The following is a 17,270-nucleotide window of genomic DNA, read 5'->3' on the forward strand; positions in this document are numbered from 1 at the left end:
CCGGGCAGGCAGGCAGCGCCAATCGTCAGCCAGCATACGCCTTCCACACCGTCCGCTTCACATAGTCGGTGTAGCTGACGATGATCCGCAGCACCTTGTCCGAGACGTTGGGCATCGAATAGTCGGCGACCGGGCGCAGGCCGCGCGCATCGCCACGGCCCTCCGTGGCCAGGATGTCGAGCGCCTGCAGAACGCGGTCCCGGCCCAGCCCGACCATCATCACCGCGCCCTCCTCCATCGCTTCGGGGCGCTCGTGCGCCTCGCGGATGTTGAGTGCGGGAAAGCGCAGGATCGACGCTTCCTCGCTGATCGTTCCGCTGTCCGACAGGACCGCCCGGGCGTTCATCTGGAGCGCGTTGTAGTCGAGGAAGCCGAACGGCTTGAGCAGGCGGACCCGCGGGTCGAAGATCAGGCCGTGCGCGTCGATCCGCTTGCGGGTGCGCGGATGGGTGCTCACCAGGATCGGCCGGTCGAACCGCTCGGCAATGGCGTTCAGCGTCTCGTGCAGGCGGCGCAGCTGCGGCTCGGCGTCGACATTCTCTTCGCGGTGGGCGCTGACCAGGAAATACTCGCCTGGGACCAGTTCCTGCCGCGCGAGGATGTCCGATGCCTCGATCCCCGTCCGATAATGGTTCAGCACCTCGAACATCGGACTGCCCGTCTTGACGATCCGGTCCGCGGGCAGCCCCTCCGCAAGCAGATAGTCCCGGGCGATGTCCGAATAGGGCAGGTTGATATCGGCGGTATGGTCGACGATGCGGCGGTTGATCTCCTCGGGCACCCGCATGTCGAAGCAGCGGTTGCCCGCTTCCATGTGGAAGACGGGGATCCGGCGCCGCTTGGCCGGGATCACGGCCAGGCAGCTATTGGTGTCGCCCAGGATCAGCATCGCGTCGGGGCGCTCGCGCTCCAGCACCGTATCGACCTCGATGATGACCCGTCCGATCGTCTCGGCCGCGGTGCCGCCGGCGACCTCCAGGAAATGATCGGGGCGGCGCAGGCCCAGATCATCGAAGAAGACCTGGTTCAGCTCATAGTCGTAATTCTGTCCGGTATGGACGAGGACATGGTCGGTATGCGCATCGAGCCGGGCCATGACCCGCGACAGCCGGATAATCTCCGGGCGCGTGCCGACCACGGTCATGACCTTCATGCGGTTCATCTCAGACCTTTGCGGTGATGGTGTCGGGGCGAGCGCGATCGAAGACCTCGTTCGCCCAGAGCAGCGAAACCATGATCCCGGCGCCCACGTTGGTGACGTCGTGCGCCCAGCCGGGCACCGTCTCGACGACCGTCGGGGTGTCGCCATCGGTGACGATCTCGTAAGTCTCGCCGGTCAGCATATGGCGAAAGCCGAACCGCGCCCGGCCGTGGACGATGAGAAACTTTTCCGTCTTGGTGTGATGATAGTGGCCGCCCCGCGTCACCCCGGGCAGCGCGGTGAAATAGGAAAACTGGCCCGAGGTGCGGGTCTTCAGCATCTCCGAAAAGGCGCCGCGGGTATCGCGGTGGCTGACGATCGGATAGCTGAACTCCGCCGGCGGCAGGGCCGCGACATAGGTGGCATAGAGCGCGCGGGTCAGCCCCGTGCCGACCGCGTCGATCAGATTGTCGGCCCGATCGGTGCGAAACCCGCGGATCGTGTTGGCAACCGCGCCGACGGTCGTCGCGTAGGTTGGCGCGACATCGACCATGCCCGACTCCCCGCCCCGGTCGAGGATGCCCAGGAACGCGTCGACGACATCGTCGATATAGACCAGGCTCAGCGCCGCCCCGGGATCGTTGACCGTGATCGGCAGATCGCGTGCGACATTGTGGCAGAAGGTCGCGACCGCCGAATTGTAGTTGGGCCGCGCCCATTTCCCGAAGACATTGGGCAGGCGAAAGACATAGACACGGCCGCCGGTGCGCGCGGCATGGGCGAGCAACGCCTCCTCGCCGGCGCGCTTGCTGCGACCATAAGCGTCGTCGCCCGCGGCACGGATCGACGAGGCATAGACGACCGGTACCGACCGGCCGGCCGCGCCGATCGCCTCGACCAGCAGCGCTGCGGTGCCGGCATTGACGGTATCGAATTCAGCCGGGTCTGCCGGCCGGTTGGCTCCGGCCAGATGGACGACCGCATCGGCCGCGGCGATCGCGGCGAACCAGTCCTCGCGCGTGCTGGTCCGGGTCAGCGGCAGCACCTGGTCGCCGATCTCGGCGAGGCGCAGCGCCAGATTGCGCCCGACAAATCCGTCCGCCCCGGTGACGGCGATGCGGCGTCCGCTCACTCGCCGGCGCCTTCGCGGCCCGACAGCACCCCCTGCATATAGTCGAGGCGACGCAGGATTGCCGTCATTCCCGCCTGGTCCAGCCGAGTGGTGTTGTGCGAGTTGAAATCCTCTGCCTCGGTGATCTCCTTCTCGCCCTCTTCGACGAAGCGGGCATAGTTGAGATCGCGATTGTCGGGCGGCACCCGGTAATAGTCGCCGCGATCCTCGGCGATCGCCATCTCCTCGCGGCTGAGCAGCGTCTCATAGAGCTTCTCGCCGTGCCGGGTGCCGATCACCTTCATCGGATGCCCTTCGGCGCCCAGCACCTCAAGGACCGACCGGGCAAGGATGTCGATCGTCGCGGCCGGCGCCTTCTGGACGAACAGGTCGCCGTTCCCGCCATGCGCGAACGCATAGAGAACCAGGTCGACCGCTTCGCCGAGCGTCATGACGAACCGGGTCATGCCGGGGTCGGTGATGGTCAGCGGCAGGCCCTTGCGGACCTGGTCGACGAACAGCGGGATCACACTGCCGCGCGAGGCAAGGACGTTGCCGTAGCGGGTGCCGGTGATGACCGTCTTCGTGCCCAGCGCCAGCCGCGACTTGGCGACCATCACCTTTTCCATCAACGCCTTGGAAATGCCCATGGCGTTGATCGGATATACCGCCTTGTCGGTCGACAGGCACACAACCCGCTCCACCCCGGCCGCGATCGCCGCCTCGAGCAAATTGTCAGTCCCGATGACATTGGTCTTGACCGCTTCCATCGGATGGAATTCGCACGACGGCACCTGCTTCAGCGCCGCGGCGTGAAAGATATAGTCGACACCCTGTACCGCGCTGGCGATCGACCGGAGGTCGCGCACGTCGCCGATATAGTAGCGCAGCCGCGGGTCGCGATAGTGGAGCCGCTGATCTTCCTGCTTCTTCTCATCACGCGAGAAGATCCGGATTTCCCGGAACGGCTCGCTGATGAAACGGCGCAGAACGGTCGAACCGAACGACCCGGTCCCACCGGTGATAAGAAGCACCTTGTCGTCGAACATGAACATTCCCGTCATGGAACCGGCACGGACCCGCAGCCGGGAAGTCCGCCCGTATTGGACGAGGCGCGCTGTACGTGCTAGCGGAAGGTCAATCAATAGTGATCGACCGGGTCACCGGCGTGTCGCGGCCCGGACGACAGGGCTGCCAGTTGGGCAGCAGTGGGCCGGCGGTCCGTGCGACAGGGGCACGGGGTCGAGTGGGAGTTTTCATGCCCGTTGGTATCGTTGCGCGTCCGCTGCTGGCTCTGCCCAGGGGCTCCAAGCGCCTGATGGCGGCCACCATGGACGCCGCGCTCTGCGCGCTGACCGTATGGCTCGCCTATTACCTGCGGCTCGGCCATTTCGTGTCGCTTGCCGGTCGACCGACCCTGGCCGCTGCGCTTTCGGTCGCGCTGGCCCTGCCCGCATTCTACGTGACCGGGCTGTACCGGATGGCGTTCAGGCGCGCCGGTACCGAGATAATCCCGGCCTCGGCGCTGGCATGCTTCGCCTATGGCCTGTGCTATGCGACGATCATCGCCGCCTATGCCTTCGACAACATCCCCCGCACCGTTGGCATCATCCAGCCGATCCTCCTGTTCCTCGCCATTTCCGCGACACGGCTGGCGGTCGGCTATGTCCTGGGCGGGCAGATGCAGCGCCGGATCGATGCCAAGCCGCGCGGGCGGATGCTGATTTACGGTGCCGGTTCGTCGGGGCGCCAGCTGGCCGCCGCGATGGGGACGAGCCGCGAGTCCAGCGTCATCGGCTTCCTCGATGACGACCAGTCGCTGTACGGTACCCGGGTCAACGGCCTGCCCGTCTATCCGCCCCATCGCCTGGGCGAACTGATCGGGACCGAGCGGGTCAGCGACGTCCTGCTCGCGCTGCCATCGGCATCGCGGCAGCGCCGCAACGAGATCATTCAGGGGCTGCGCGGTTTGCCGGTAGGGGTTCGGACCCTGCCCGGACTGATGGACCTTGCCCATGGCCGCGTCCAGGCCAGCGACCTGCGCGAGCTGACCATCGAGGACCTGCTCAGCCGTGATCCGGTGGCCCCGCATGCCGCCTCGGTAAGGGGCAAGATCGCCGGGCGCACCGTCCTGGTGACCGGCGCGGGAGGATCGATCGGCAGCGAGCTGTGCCGGCAGATCATCGCCGCGGAACCGGCATGCATCCTGCTCCTGGAGGCCAACGAGTTTGCCCTCTATGCCATCCACCGCAACCTGACCGAGGTGTCCGACGTCACGGTGGTGCCGCTGCTCGGCTCGGTGATCGACGCCTTCCGCATCAACGAGATCATGCGCGCCTGGTCGCCCGACATGGTCTTCCACGCCGCCGCCTACAAGCACGTCCCCCTCGTCGAGCACAATCCGCTGGAAGGGATCCGCAACAACATCATCGGTACCCGGCGTGTCGCGCAGGCGGCCCTGCACAACGGCGTGCGGGACTTCGTGCTGGTCAGCACCGACAAGGCGGTCCGCCCTACCAACATCATGGGCGCCACCAAGCGGCTCGCCGAACTGGTTCTTCAGGGCCTGGCGGCGGAGGGCGGAGCGACCTGCTTCTCGATGGTCCGGTTCGGCAATGTGCTGGGATCGAGCGGATCGGTCGTGCCGCTGTTCCGCGAACAGATCCGGCAGGGCGGTCCCGTCACCATCACCCATCCCGACATCACCCGCTACTTCATGACCATTCCCGAGGCGGCGCAGCTCGTCGTACAGGCCAGCGCGATGGCGCGGGGTGGCGAGGTCTTCGTGCTGGACATGGGCGAACCCGTCCGGATCGTCGACCTGGCCCGCAACATGATCGAACTGTGCGGACTGACCGTGCGGACCGCCGACAACCCCGATGGCGACATCGAGATCGCGACCGTTGGGATGCGCCCGGGCGAGAAGCTGTACGAGGAACTGCTGATCGGCGCCGATCCGCGGACGACATCGCATCCCCGCATCATGATGGCGACCGAACATCACCTGCCCTGGCCAATGCTGCGTCAGCAGCTGGACGTGATGGAAGCCCATGTCGAAGCGGGTGAGGTCGCCGCGGCGCGCGACCTGCTGTGCGCCCTCGTAGCGGAATTCGCCCCGGCCAGCGACATCGTCGACTGGATCGCGCTGCGTCGCGATGGCCGCGCCCCGAATGCGGTCGACGATCCGTTCCCGGTGCATCCGGACGCCGTACCGCCGCCATCGCCCGTCCGGTCGGCTCCAACCGCCGTACCGATCGGTCCCGCTCCGCTTGACATCGCCACGCTGCCGGTCGCAGCCCGGCTGGCGAACTGAGGGCAGGACAGCGGATGCCCATGCCCGAGCCCTTTTCGAGATCCAGGTCCCCCATGCACGCGTCGCGCCGGTCCTCACCGTTCTCCGGAATCGGCCCCTGCCTGCTCCTGCTGAGCGTCCTGCTCGCCACGCTGTGGCTTGCAGGCGGAGCGTCGCGGGCCGACGCGCTGGGACAGGTCGTCGTGCGCACCGTCGCCTGGATTGTTCTGGTCGTCGCCATCCTGTTCGTCGATCGCCCGCGGCCGGGCGCCGGCACGCCCGCCCTCGTCCGGCCGGTCGCCATACTGCTCGCCGTCATCGTGGCGCTGCCCCTGATCCAGCTCGTCCCGCTTCCCCCGGCGATCTGGCAGGCGCTGCCAGGACGCGCGATGCTCGCGGAAGCCGCTGCGGCCAGCGGCCAGGCCCAGCCGTGGCGCGCCATGTCCATCGTCCCGGGGGCGACGGTCAATGCCGCGTCCTCGCTCATCGTTCCCGTCGTCGTCCTGCTCCTGCTGGCCGCGATGACGGACGAGGAACGGGCGTGGCTGCCCGGTATCGTGCTCGGCATGATCGGTGCGTCCACCGCGGTCGGCCTGCTGCAATTCTCCGGCGCCGGCTTCAACAATCCGTTCATCAACGAAACGGTGGGACAGGTTGGCGGCACCTTCGCCAATCGCAACCATTTCGCGCTGTTCCTGGCGCTCGGCTGCCTGATCGCCCCGTGCTGGGCAGTCCTCGACGGACGGTCGCCGCGCTGGCGTGGTCCCGTTGCGCTCGGCCTCGTCCTGCTGCTGGTGCTGGTCATCCTGGCCACCGGCTCGCGTGCCGGGATCATCCTGGGCGCGGCGGGACTGGCGATCGGGCTGTTCCTGTCGCGAAAGGGTATTCGCCGTACGCTGCGGCGCTATCCGCGCTGGGTCTATCCCGCGCTCCTCGCCGGCATCGTCGCCGTCGTGGCCATCCTGGTCCTGGTCAGCGTTATGGCCGACCGCGCCGTGTCGATCGATCGCTTCCTGTCCGATCAGGGGCAGGACATGCGCAGCCGCGGGTTACCGACGGTGCTGGCGATGATCGGGGCCTACTTCCCGGCCGGCTCGGGATTGGGATCGTTCGACCCGATCTTTCGTATCCACGAACCCTTCGCGTTGCTGAAGCCGACCTATTTCAATCATGCCCATAATGATTTCCTGGAAATCATACTGGATGCCGGAATTCCCGGGCTTGCCGTGCTGCTGGCTGCGATCGGCTGGTGGGGAATGGCGAGCGTGCGGGCTTGGCGCGCGGCAGGTTCGGCCATGCTGCCGTGTGCCGGATCGGCGATGATCCTGCTCGTCCTGCTGTCCAGCGCGATCGACTATCCGGTCCGAACCCCGCTCATGATGGCCGTCGTAACCATCGCGGCGGTCTGGCTGGCCGGGGCATGCCGCAGCTCAGCTTTACCCGCGACCGGCCAACACCTATAAGCCCGCCGTCCCATTCCGTCTGGAACCTTGTCAGCAGATGCGTAAAATTTGTGTCGTTTTGCTCCTTGCTGCGACCCTGTCAGGGTGTGGCGGCAGGGTTCCGCTGGAATCCACCCAGCGATTGACGGTCGTCCAGGACAGCACCGCATTGCCCGCCCCCGACCGCAACGACCTGACCGCAGCCGATCGCCCGTCGCTGATCGGCCCTCTCGACACCATCTCGGTCGATGTCTTCAACGTGCCCGATCTCAGCCGTGAGATGCAGGTTGACGCCAGCGGCCGGGTTTCGATGCCGCTGGCCGGGACGATCGATGCCCGCGGCAAGACCGCCGGGGAACTCGCCGACGCCATCGAGGCCGCGCTCCGCAACCGGTACGTCCGCAACCCGGAGGTGACCGTCAACATCAAGAGTTCGGTCAGCCAGGTGGTGACAATCGACGGGCAAGTGACCGAGCCCGGGCTCTATCCCGTCACCAATCAGATGACGCTGTTGCGGGCTGTCGCCTCGGCCAAGGGTCTGTCCGAATTCGCCCGCGAAGACGATGTCGTCGTGTTGAGAACGGTCGGCGGGCGCAAGATGGCCGGGCTCTACAATATCGGTGCGATCCGACGCGGCACCTATGACGATCCGCAGATCTACGCCAACGACGTCGTCGTCGTCGGTGACTCCCCGCAGCGACGCCGGTTCCGTGACCTCGTCTCGCTCGCGCCGCTGCTGGCGGCGCCGCTCATCGCGATCCTGCAGTAAGGCCCGGCCCTGTCATGAATCTGGTTACACCCAATCTGCACGACGGCATCCTGATTGGTGGGCCCGGTATCCCGGATCCGCGGCGGATCGACGACCAGCGTGTCCCGATGATCCGTCAGTATCTGCGGATCGCCATGCGATGGCGGTACGTCATCCTGGGCATCGTTGCCGCCTGCGGACTGTTTGGGCTGATCGCGACGCTGCTGATGACGCCCAAATATACCGCGACCGCGACGATCGAAATTTCCCGCGAGGCCGACAAGGTCACCGAGTTCCAGGGCGTCGACCGGGAAACCAGCGTTGCCGACCAGGAATTCTATCAGACCCAATATGGTCTGCTCCGGTCGCGTTCGCTGTCGGAACGCGTCGCTGCCCAGCTGCGCCTGGTCGACGATCCGAAGTTTTTCGCGATGTTCGGCATTTCGGACAAGAATCCGGCCTTCCAGCAGTCAAACGGTCGCTATGGCGCTGCCGGTCGCGCCGTTCGCCAGCGCATCGCCGGCGAGCTCCTGCTCAAGAATCTCGACATCGCGCCCGCCCGGCTGTCCCGCCTTGTCGATATCCGCTTCACCAGCCCCGACCCCGCGTTGTCGGCGCGCATCGCCAATGCCTGGGCGGAAAACTTCATCCAGACCAATTTGGAACGCAAGGTCCAGGCGACCTCCTATGGCCGCAACCTGCTGCAGCGGCAGCTCGGCCAGCTGAAGGAGAAGCTGGACGAATCGCAGCGCCAGCTGGTCGGCTATGCCTCTGCCCAGCGGATCATCAACCTGCCCGCCCAGTCGGGCAGCGACGGCCGGTCGACCAGCGAACGGTCGATTGTCGCCGACGATCTCGCCGCGCTCAACACCGCCCTGTCACAGGCGACGGCGGACCGCATCCAAGTCGAAGCCCGCTATCAGGCGACCCGTTCGGGCACCTCGACAGAGGCGCTGCGCAACCAGGCGATCAACAATCTGCGTCAGCGCCGCGCCGAACTGGCTGCGGATTATCAGCGGCTGATGGTCCAGTTCGAGCCGGAATATCCCGCCGCAAAGGCGATCCGGTCGCAACTTGACCAGCTCGACCGGAGTATCAGCCGTGAAGAGGGGCGCGTATCGGGTTCGCTGTTGACCGATTATCGCGAGGCGCAGGAGCGCGAGCGGGCGCTGCAGGCGCGTGTCGATCAACTCAAGTCCAACTATCTCGACCTGCGTCGGCGCAGCATCCAGTACAATATCTACCAGCAGGAAGTGGACACCAACCGCGCCCTGTATGACGGGCTGCTCCAGCGCTTCAAGGAGATCGGGGTCGCCGGCGGCGTCGGGGTCAACAACATCTCGGTGGTCGACACCGCCGACGTGCCGCAGAGCCCCTCCAGCCCACGACTGCTCATCAACCTAGCGATCGCACTACTTGCCGGCCTCGGGCTTGGCGCGCTGGCCGCCTTCGGCCTCGAACAGATCGACGAGGCGATCGCAGATCCTGGCGAGGTGGAGCGCCGGCTGGGGCTGCCACTGCTCGGCTCGGTCCCGAAAGTCGATACGGGCACGCCGAAGGATGCGCTGCTTGATCGTAAATCCGACCTTGTCGATGCTTATCTGGCGGTGCAGACCAACCTGACGTTCACCACCGAACACGGCGTGCCGCGCTCCTTTGCGGTTACCTCGACCCGCCCCGCAGAAGGCAAGTCCACGACCGCACTCGCGCTGGCGACGACGCTGGCCCGGGCGCAGCGGCGGGTCATTCTGGTCGACGGCGACATGCGCTCGCCGTCGGTCCATCACCTGGGCGGCGTCGATCATGACCACGGCCTCAGCAATTTCCTTGCGGGCCAGGACAATATCGAGGCCTTGACCTTCGAGATGACCGATCTGGGCTTTACTGCGATGTCGGCGGGACCGATCCCGCCCAATGCCGCGGAGCTCCTGACTGGTAATCGCCTGTCGTTGCTGATCGAAAAGCTGCTCCAGCAATTCGACCATGTCGTGATCGATTCCCCGCCGGTCATGGGTCTGGCCGACGCACCTCTGATCGCCAGCCGCGTTGAGGGCGTGATCTATGCCGTCGAATCGCATGGTATCCGATCCAGCATGGTCCGGACCGCACTGGGCCGGCTGGCGAGCGCCAACGCCCGGGTAATCGGCGGTGTCCTCACCAAGTTCGAGGCTCGCAAGGCGCATTACGGCTATGGCTATGAATATGGCTATGGGTATGGCCGCGGCGACGGCAAGACGGGTGGCGACTGATGCCCCGGCGCAGGTCGCGGACGCGGCGCTCCGCCGCGGCATGGGCAATACGCGGCACTCTGGCGATCGGCGCCGCAGGGTTGGGCTATGTCAGCGTTGCCCAGACACTGGGCTATGGTCTGCGGACCAGCGCGCCTGCCCGTGCCCATGCGCTGGCACCGACAGATGGCCGCGTCACGGCCGCCCTGGCATCGTCGCTGTCGGGCGTCGACGCGAGCGCCGCTGACCGGCGCCGGGCCGACGATCTGGCACGGCTGGCCCTTCGACAGGATCCTACCGCGGTAACGGCCATATCGACCCTGGGCCTCAACGCGCAGAGTCGCGCCGATACGACCCACGCACGGCGAATGTTTGCCTACGCCCAGACCTTGTCGCGCCGGGATCTACAAACCCAGATCTGGGCGATCGAGGATGCCGTCGGCCGCGGCGACATCACCGCGGCATTGAAGCATTACGACATTGCGCTACGCACGTCGCGCAACGCCGCCGATCTGCTGTTTCCTATTCTTGGGACCGCGATGGTCGACCCGACGATCCGGCGGGCGCTGACCCTGACACTTGCCGCCCGGCCAGCCTGGGGAGCGGCCTTTGTCGAGTATGTCGCCGGCAATGGTCCGGAACCGCGCACGACCGCACAGCTTTACGCCGACCTGTCGCGAAAGGGGATCCAAATTCCCGACGGCGCCAGGACTGCCGTCATCAACGGCCTGATCGCGAATGGCTTTATCAACGAAGCCTGGGCCTATCATGCGTCCTACACGCCCGGTGCCGATCGACGCCGAGCGCGCGATCCACGGTTCACGGCCGTTTCAACTGCGCCCTCCCCCTTCGACTGGGTCGTTCTCGAGGATGCCGGCCTTTCCGCCTCGATCCAGCATGGCGATACTGGCGGTGTCTTCGACTTTTCGGCCACGTCCGGGGTCGGCGGGCCGCTGCTACGCCAGATGCAACTGCTGCCGGCAGGCGACTATATCCTTGACGGCCATAGCAGCCAGATCGAGCAACCCGCATCGTCAACCCCCTATTGGATACTGACGTGCCGGGACGGACGCGAACTCGGTCGGGTCGTCGTTCCAAACTCGCTGACGAACGGTGGCAACTTCATGGGGCGGATCCGCGTCCCCGCCGACTGTCCGATCCAGACGCTAACGTTGATGGCGCGCCCGTCGGATGCCGTGGCAGGCGTATCGGGCCAGATCGATCGCGTTCGCCTATTCCCGGCCGACAGACAGAGCAGATAGATCCATGAGAATCCGCCACTGGATGATCGCCGCCATCACGCCGCTGATATTGGTCGACGTCGTTCCAGCCCTGGCGCAGGACGGCGTTCCTGGCCGTGTCGCTCAAACGACCGCGGGCGAAGTCGGATCCCGCCAGACGCGCCAGCAGACCGCGCCGGGTTTCGAACCCCTTTCCCGAATCGACAGCCGGATTCAGAACCGCGTGCAGTCACGGATCCGCAACCGCATTGATCGCTATTACGACCCGCAAGCCAATACCGAGACACCGTTCGCATCGGCCAGCGATCAAGCCAGAAATGCGGGACGTCGAAAGCCGTAGAGGCGGTTATGAACCTTCGGCGAGTGCGACAGCCTGTTTCATCATGATGCTGGCGATATAGAGCAGGATCTCCTTGTCGTAGATCGTCGCCACCCCGGTCTTGCTGGGGTTGATCTCGATCCGTGCGCTCTCGCTCTCGAAGGTCATCGGCTCCATCTGCGCGCGCTTGGTGAGCGCGAAGAACGGAAATTCCGCGACCGTCCGCTCGCCCTGGATATCGCCGAGCAACGGGCTGTCGAGCCGGAACAGGTCGCCCTGCGGAGGAATGACCTTTGTCATGGACGGGAAGTCAGGCGCGGCGTTCGTGCTTTCGGGCGGAAAAGCCCGTCGCGCCGGCCGGGGACGAACCGGAAGATTGCCATGAGCGGAAGGTTATCGGGATCAGCGGCGCCGGTCAAACCCGACAGCCGGGGATCGGCGCGGCCGTCGGGCGAGTATCGGTACTATCTGAGTTATCGGTATTACCGATATCATGGTAGTGCCTGTATTATGGATATGGGGGGCGGTACACGCAACGCACCGCCAACGCCCCGAACTGCGTCCCCGCGCCGTCACGCGTCCCGATCGGGATCGAATATCGGGAAGGGTTCGGGCTTATGGTGCCGCGCCGACCGAATAGACCTTCTGCACGATACCTTCCGGCGTGCGATAGGTTCGGAAGCCCATCGCCTCATAGTAGCGAAGGCCCGCCGGGTTATCGGCGCCGATACAGGCATCGATCTTCTCCACTCCCGCCTGTTCTGCCGCCTCCCGGCTGGATCGAAACAGCGCGCTCCCCACGCCTCTTCGATGCGCGCGCGGGCTGATGTGGGTGCCGATAATCCCCCAGCCTGCCGGCACGTGATAACGGTTGTCCGCTTCCGCGCGAACCAAGGATTGAAAGCCCAGGACACCCCCTTCATCGTCGATCGCCAAGGTGCAACGAATATTGGCCGGGTTGGCGATGTATTGCCGGGTTACGAATATGTCGTCGTTGGGGCGGTCCCGGCCGGTATGTGCGATTATCTCGTGCAGAACCCTGCTCATCGCTGGCGCATCATCAAGTGACGCTATGCGGATATCCATATATTCCCACCCCGATCGCGGCGCGGACCTTATGCGCTGCCAGGCGCGACCTGCAAACGGGCGATGACGATCTCTTCCCGATGGGGAAGGTCGATCGGGAACGACGGTGGGCGCGGGACGTCGGCGGCCCACCGCCCGGGACACACCTGATGGCCGGTCACCCGAGGGCATCGTCGAAGCGACTACCCGTGAATCTCTTCGCGCACTGGTGAAAACGCCCTTGCCTTTTCATTTGTAAGGGTTCATTTTCACCGGCGGCAACACACGATTTCTCGGACAAGAGCAACGCGGCCGTGAGGGGGGATGACCATTCTGGTCGCGTACAGCCGCTCGTCGTGACAGCGACGGGTCGCCAGGCGCCGCTCTCACTTTTGACAAGGGAGAGTGACAGTGCGTCATCACGTTCGTTTACTGCTGGGAACCGCCGCCTGCCTCACGATCGCATCGATCGCGCAGGCCCAGACCACCAGCCAGATCGACCCGGCAGCCCCCGCCCCGACCGGACCGGGCACCGAAAGCAGCGGCACCGGCCCGGAACAGGGCAACGAAGTCGTCGTCACCGGCTTTCGCCGCTCGCTGGACATCGCCAACCAGATCAAGCGCAACGCCGATGTGGTCAGCGACGTCATCTCCGCGGAGGACATCGGGAAATTTCCCGACCTGAACCTCGCGGAATCGCTGCAGCGCATCACCGGCGTCCAGATCACCCGGTCCGCGGGCGAAGGATCGGGCGCGTCGATCCGCGGCCTTCCGCAGGAATTCACCCGCGTCCAGTATAACGGCCGGACGCTGGGAAGCGGCGGTACGCGTTCGTTCGACTTCACCGCCTTCTCGTCGCTGTTCACCAGCGCGGTGGAGGTGTTGAAATCGCCCACCGCCGACATGATCGAAGGCGGCCTGTCGGGAACGGTCAACGTCAAGACCGCGCGGCCGCTGGACATCGGCAGGACGACGCTGAGCGCGTCGGCCGAAGGCGTCTATGAGGAAAATCGCGGCAAGCTGACCCCGCGCGTGGCCGCGCTCGGCAATTGGGTGAACGCCAGCGGGACGTTCGGGATCAACGCGGGCATCGCCTTCGAGCGCCGCGACTATCGCGAGAAGTTCCTCAACACCTATGGTGCGGAAACCAGCCGCGAATCACCGCTGTTCGACGCCAGCGGGCGCGCGGTGCAGGGCGGCAAGTCGCCGCCGGTCGATTACAATGTCGACGGCGACTATGACGATACGTTCAGCTTCCAGCACGGCTTCGACAATTGGAACACCGCGGGCCGCCGCGATCGATTGACCGCCATCTTCGGTTATCAGCTAAAGCCGACCGAGAACCTCGAAATCTATGGCGACGCGTTCTTCAGCAGCCTGAAGACCACCCAATATGTCAGTCGGGCGCAGGTGCGCTTCACCGACATCGCGCCGCAGATCGCGGGCGGCAGCTATGGCGTGCGGTCCAGCACGATCGACACCAGCCTCAACGGCCAGCTGCTCGGCGGTTCGCAGGGTTTCGTGACCGCGCTGGATGCCGACGGCGTCAGCATCCAGGCGACCGCCCGCGAATACAACTCGAAGATCAACGTCTTCTCGGTGGCGCAGGGCGCGAAGTGGAAGAGCGGGAACCTGACGCTGGAAGCGCAGGGTTCCTATTTCCGCGCGACCAACGACACCCGCACCTTCGGCCTTCAGGCCCAGGGGCGCGCATCGGCGCAGCTCACCTTCCCCGATGGCCTGGGCGGCGGCCCCCTGGTCGGCTTCTCGCGCGGCTACGATCCGTTGAACGGCGGCAATTTCTACCTAAATGCCGAGGATCTGGGTGCCTTCACCAGCCCCGACCGCAATATCGAAGGGCGGTTCGACGCCACCTATGCGCTGGGCGAGGATTCCTTCATCCGATCGGTCAAGGGCGGCGTGTTCGCCAGCGGCCGCCGCTTCAGGAACACCTCGGCCTTCTCGGTCCTGAACGCCCAGCAGATCGCGGCCCTGTCGAATGGCAAGCTGACCGTCACGCCCGGGGTCGAAGGCGGCGGTGGCATCCCGGCCGCCGCCTTCCTGTCGGCGGGCGATTTCTCCGGGCTGCCGGGCAATGCGCGTCTTCTGGTGTTCGATGTCGGCAAGTTCGCGTCGGTGGTCCCGCGATCCGCCTTCTACGACGATCAGGTGATCCCGGTGCAGCCCGGCGCGGGGTTCAACGTCGAGGAGAAGACGCTGGCCGCTTATGGTCAGGTCGACTTCGCCGGACTGGGCGATCGTCTGGCCGGTAACATCGGCCTGCGCTGGGTCCAGACGCGCACCTCGTCGGAGGGGCTGGTCCCGAACCTGGACGCGCTGATCGTCGAGGCGGATCGGGTGACGGTGACGGTGCCCGCCGCGGGCCAGACCTCGCTGAAGGCGAAATACAGCTCGTTCCTGCCCAGTCTGAACATCCGGTACAATCTGACGCCGGAACTGGTCATCCGCGGAGCCGCCGCGCGCGTGATCGGGCGACCGGGTCTCGGCCAGCTGAATGCGGGCACCTCGGTCGATGCGAACATCCGCTCGATCTCGTCGGGCAATCCGGCGCTGCGGCCCTACAAGTCCGACCAGCTCGATCTGTCGCTGGAATATTATTTCGCACGCGGCGGGCTGCTGTCGGTGGCCGGCTTCTACAAGCACCTGACCGACTATATCGTCTCCGGCCAGACGACCGAGACGCATACGGTCACCTATCGTTCGGGGGGCAGCGCGACGCTGGAATTCCGGCGCAACCAGCCGCTCAACCTGCTCAGCGGCGACGTCAAGGGCCTGGAAGTCGCCGCGCAGCTGCCGCTATCCTATGTCACGGGCACGCTCGACGGGTTCGGCGTCTTCGGCAACTACACCTATATCGACGCGCCCTCCATTCCGCGTACGCAGGGCGGCCAGGCCTTCCCGCTGGATGGCGTGGCGCGCCACAACTACAATGTCGGCGCCTATTTCGAGAAATACGGCGTCGGCGTGCGCGGCTCCTATTCGTATCGCGGTCGCTATTCGAATGGCGGCGGCACGTTCGGCGACGGCAGTTTCGTGCGACCCTATGGGCAGCTCGACGGGTCGATCAGCTACAAGCTGACCGACAATGTCGATCTGAGCGCGGACGTGACGAACATCCTGAACGAAAAGTCCTATCAGGACAATGCGTTCGGCCTGCTGTCCTACACCGGCTTCACCGGGCGCCGCTTCACCGGCGGCGTGCGGATGCGGTTCTGATCCATGGGTGCCGGGCGCGTCGGGCGACCGGCACCGGCCCGCCGGAAGCGATAGCCCCCCCTACCCTTCCCGCGCGCGCTCGTCGGCCTCCAGCAGGTCGAGCATGATCCGGAACACCTCGCCCTTCGCCAGCCGGTGGCGATAGGCGTAATCGTCGAACCGTTCGCGATCGCCGTCGCGCAGGCGCAGATTGTAGTGATCGGGATATTGCGACGGCTGGCGGGTGCGCTTGCGGACGGCCGGCGCGGGGGCCGGCGCCGGCGCGGGCTTGTCGGAGACGAAGCCGAGCGCGGCCGCGACCGCCTTGGCCTGGTCGCGCACCGCGCGCGCCGGGGGCGCGATGTAATCGCCGTCGTCGTCGCCGCCGAAGCTGGTGACGCCGGCGAGCCTGCCCGAGGGCTTGTGCGGCTTGTCGGTCATGCGGCGGCCCGCGCGGCGTTCAGCGCCTCCAGCACGTCGTGCGCGAAGGCGGCGGCATTGGCGCGCGCGGTCTCGATCGCGCCGGCCTGCGCCCCCTCCAGCTCCATCAGCGTCCCGCCTTGCGCGAACAGGCTGCGATAGGCGGTGCGTTCGGCGATCGCGGTCGGCAGCGTCGTGATCCCGGCCTCCGCCACGCCGTCGGCGATCTGCTGCGCCACGCGCGAGCGGATCCGCGTGCTGGCGGGCGTGCGGGTGAAGACGCCGGCGAAGGCGATCGTCCGCCGCGCGGCGGTCGAGGCGCGGCGGATGCTCTGGAAGGCGCGCGCCGCCTGGTCGCTGTCCAGCACCGATCCCTGCATCGGCACCAGCGCGAAATGCGTCATCAGCAACGCATTGGTGACGCGCGCGGACGCCCTCCCCTCCAGATCGACGATCACGAAGCGCGCGCGTTTCTGCGCCGCGTCGATCGTGTCGATAATCGCATCCTCGTCGACCTCCTGCACGACCTCGATACCGGCGGGCTTGCCGGGCAGCGTGGCCCATTTGACGAGCGGAAAGTTCGGATCGGCATCGACGATCACCACCGACGCCCCGCCGTCGGCGAGTTCGAGCGCGAGCAGCAACGCCGCGGTGGTCTTTCCGACGCCGCCCTTGGGGGAGAGCAGGGTGATGACGGGCATGAGGACTCCCTTGTCTTATGCGTATTACACATAGTGCGGGATAATGCCGGCACTGCGGGTAATGACGGGAATACGTCGTATTGCGCCGCTTCGCGATATTCAACGTACTTCATGTAATTCAACGTACTTCATGTATTACGCTGATATCCGTACTGCCTGTAATACGGGTAATCGACAGCGGGGACGCGACCGGCGGAGCAAGGGGGGCAGGGCAGGGGGAGCGTGCGACCGCGCCGGGCGGGCGCCGGTGGCCGGCCGCCGCGCGGCATCGTCGACGCGGCGCATCGGAGCGGACCTGTAACGTCAATGGCCGCGACGGCGCGGCGGGCGCGCCTCCGATCGCGAG

General features: G+C 65.9%; 14 protein-coding genes. 7 read left to right on the forward strand and 7 right to left on the reverse strand.

Annotated features, from left to right (window positions below; genetic code table 11):
- Window positions 1–25: 25 nt before the first annotated feature.
- Genes wecB through NS334_RS10850 form a run of 3 tightly spaced genes read right to left on the reverse strand, consistent with a single transcriptional unit; the run spans window position 26 to window position 3,316 of the window.
- Window positions 26–1,162, reverse strand: a complete 1,137-nt coding sequence (gene wecB / locus NS334_RS10840; RefSeq protein WP_058755978.1) for a non-hydrolyzing UDP-N-acetylglucosamine 2-epimerase — start codon at window positions 1,160–1,162, stop codon at window positions 26–28.
- A 1-nt stretch (window position 1,163) separates the two neighbouring features.
- On the reverse strand, window positions 1,164–2,273 hold the full coding sequence (gene wbjC / locus NS334_RS10845; RefSeq protein ID WP_058755979.1) for a UDP-2-acetamido-2,6-beta-L-arabino-hexul-4-ose reductase: 1,110 nt from the start codon (window positions 2,271–2,273) through the stop codon (window positions 1,164–1,166).
- Window positions 2,270–3,316 (reverse strand): polysaccharide biosynthesis protein, encoded by a 1,047-nt coding sequence (locus NS334_RS10850; protein ID WP_275044685.1) that lies wholly within the window; start codon window positions 3,314–3,316, stop codon window positions 2,270–2,272. Before NS334_RS10850 ends, wbjC begins: the two co-directional genes overlap by 4 nt.
- A gap of 254 nt (window positions 3,317–3,570) precedes the next feature.
- Between NS334_RS10850 and NS334_RS10855 the strand changes: the two genes are divergently transcribed.
- The 6 genes from NS334_RS10855 (at window position 3,571) to NS334_RS18280 (ending at window position 11,543) form a co-directional block, all read left to right on the forward strand.
- Entirely contained in the window at window positions 3,571–5,565 is a 1,995-nt protein-coding gene (locus tag NS334_RS10855) for a polysaccharide biosynthesis protein (RefSeq protein ID WP_241491911.1), read from the forward strand.
- A 53-nt stretch (window positions 5,566–5,618) separates the two neighbouring features.
- Window positions 5,619–7,007 carry an O-antigen ligase family protein gene (locus tag NS334_RS10860; protein ID WP_058755980.1) on the forward strand — a complete coding sequence of 463 codons (1,389 nt, stop codon included), beginning with the start codon at window positions 5,619–5,621 and terminating at the stop codon, window positions 7,005–7,007.
- A 121-nt stretch (window positions 7,008–7,128) separates the two neighbouring features.
- Window positions 7,129–7,755, forward strand: coding sequence for a polysaccharide biosynthesis/export family protein (locus NS334_RS10865; RefSeq protein WP_241491912.1), 627 nt, complete (start codon window positions 7,129–7,131; stop codon window positions 7,753–7,755).
- Between the two features lie 14 nt (window positions 7,756–7,769).
- The gene (locus NS334_RS10870; RefSeq protein WP_083500413.1) at window positions 7,770–9,983 is read left to right on the forward strand and encodes a GumC family protein; all 2,214 of its coding nucleotides are present in this window, start codon (window positions 7,770–7,772) and stop codon (window positions 9,981–9,983) included.
- A gap of 80 nt (window positions 9,984–10,063) precedes the next feature.
- Window positions 10,064–11,224, forward strand: coding sequence for a hypothetical protein (locus NS334_RS10875; protein WP_153002710.1), 1,161 nt, complete (start codon window positions 10,064–10,066; stop codon window positions 11,222–11,224).
- A 22-nt stretch (window positions 11,225–11,246) separates the two neighbouring features.
- Window positions 11,247–11,543 (forward strand): hypothetical protein, encoded by a 297-nt coding sequence (locus tag NS334_RS18280; protein WP_153002711.1) that lies wholly within the window; start codon window positions 11,247–11,249, stop codon window positions 11,541–11,543.
- Between the two features lie 6 nt (window positions 11,544–11,549).
- Here the strand turns inward: NS334_RS18280 and NS334_RS10880 are convergent, their stop codons facing one another.
- Window positions 11,550–11,822, reverse strand: coding sequence for a replication initiator protein A (locus tag NS334_RS10880; protein WP_058755982.1), 273 nt, complete (start codon window positions 11,820–11,822; stop codon window positions 11,550–11,552).
- A gap of 315 nt (window positions 11,823–12,137) precedes the next feature.
- Entirely contained in the window at window positions 12,138–12,569 is a 432-nt protein-coding gene (locus NS334_RS10885; protein ID WP_241491913.1) for a GNAT family N-acetyltransferase, read from the reverse strand.
- A gap of 429 nt (window positions 12,570–12,998) precedes the next feature.
- Here NS334_RS10885 and NS334_RS10890 point away from each other — a divergent pair, with 429 nt between their 5' ends.
- On the forward strand, window positions 12,999–15,824 hold the full coding sequence (locus tag NS334_RS10890) for a TonB-dependent receptor (RefSeq protein WP_058755984.1): 2,826 nt from the start codon (window positions 12,999–13,001) through the stop codon (window positions 15,822–15,824).
- Between the two features lie 60 nt (window positions 15,825–15,884).
- On the opposite strand, the gene NS334_RS10895 is transcribed toward NS334_RS10890, so the two are convergent.
- Together NS334_RS10895 and NS334_RS10900 are read right to left on the reverse strand one after the other, a co-directional pair.
- Window positions 15,885–16,244: a hypothetical protein gene (locus NS334_RS10895; RefSeq protein WP_058755985.1), complete on the reverse strand. Its 360-nt coding sequence runs from the start codon at window positions 16,242–16,244 to the stop codon at window positions 15,885–15,887.
- Window positions 16,241–16,924 (reverse strand): ParA family protein, encoded by a 684-nt coding sequence (locus tag NS334_RS10900; protein ID WP_058755986.1) that lies wholly within the window; start codon window positions 16,922–16,924, stop codon window positions 16,241–16,243. The genes NS334_RS10895 and NS334_RS10900 overlap by 4 nt, the downstream gene beginning before the upstream one ends.
- Window positions 16,925–17,270: the final 346 nt, after the last annotated feature.

The organism is Sphingomonas endophytica (genome assembly GCF_001476895.1).
GTDB lineage: Bacteria > Pseudomonadota > Alphaproteobacteria > Sphingomonadales > Sphingomonadaceae > Sphingomonas > Sphingomonas endophytica_A.

Bases quoted from the DNA above. Each gene is read 5' to 3' on its own strand.
- wecB (WP_058755978.1), bottom strand. From the start codon at position 1,162: ATGAACCGCATGAAGGTCATGACCGTGGTCGGCACGCGCCCGGAGATT.
- NS334_RS10850 (WP_275044685.1), bottom strand. From the start codon at position 3,316: ATGACGGGAATGTTCATGTTCGACGACAAGGTGCTTCTTATCACCGGT.
- NS334_RS10855 (WP_241491911.1), top strand. From the start codon at position 3,571: ATGGCGGCCACCATGGACGCCGCGCTCTGCGCGCTGACCGTATGGCTC.
- NS334_RS10860 (WP_058755980.1), top strand. From the start codon at position 5,619: ATGCACGCGTCGCGCCGGTCCTCACCGTTCTCCGGAATCGGCCCCTGC.
- NS334_RS10870 (WP_083500413.1), top strand. From the start codon at position 7,770: ATGAATCTGGTTACACCCAATCTGCACGACGGCATCCTGATTGGTGGG.
- NS334_RS18280 (WP_153002711.1), top strand. From the start codon at position 11,247: ATGATCGCCGCCATCACGCCGCTGATATTGGTCGACGTCGTTCCAGCC.
- NS334_RS10880 (WP_058755982.1), bottom strand. From the start codon at position 11,822: ATGACAAAGGTCATTCCTCCGCAGGGCGACCTGTTCCGGCTCGACAGC.
- NS334_RS10885 (WP_241491913.1), bottom strand. From the start codon at position 12,569: ATGAGCAGGGTTCTGCACGAGATAATCGCACATACCGGCCGGGACCGC.
- NS334_RS10895 (WP_058755985.1), bottom strand. From the start codon at position 16,244: ATGACCGACAAGCCGCACAAGCCCTCGGGCAGGCTCGCCGGCGTCACC.
- NS334_RS10900 (WP_058755986.1), bottom strand. From the start codon at position 16,924: ATGCCCGTCATCACCCTGCTCTCCCCCAAGGGCGGCGTCGGAAAGACC.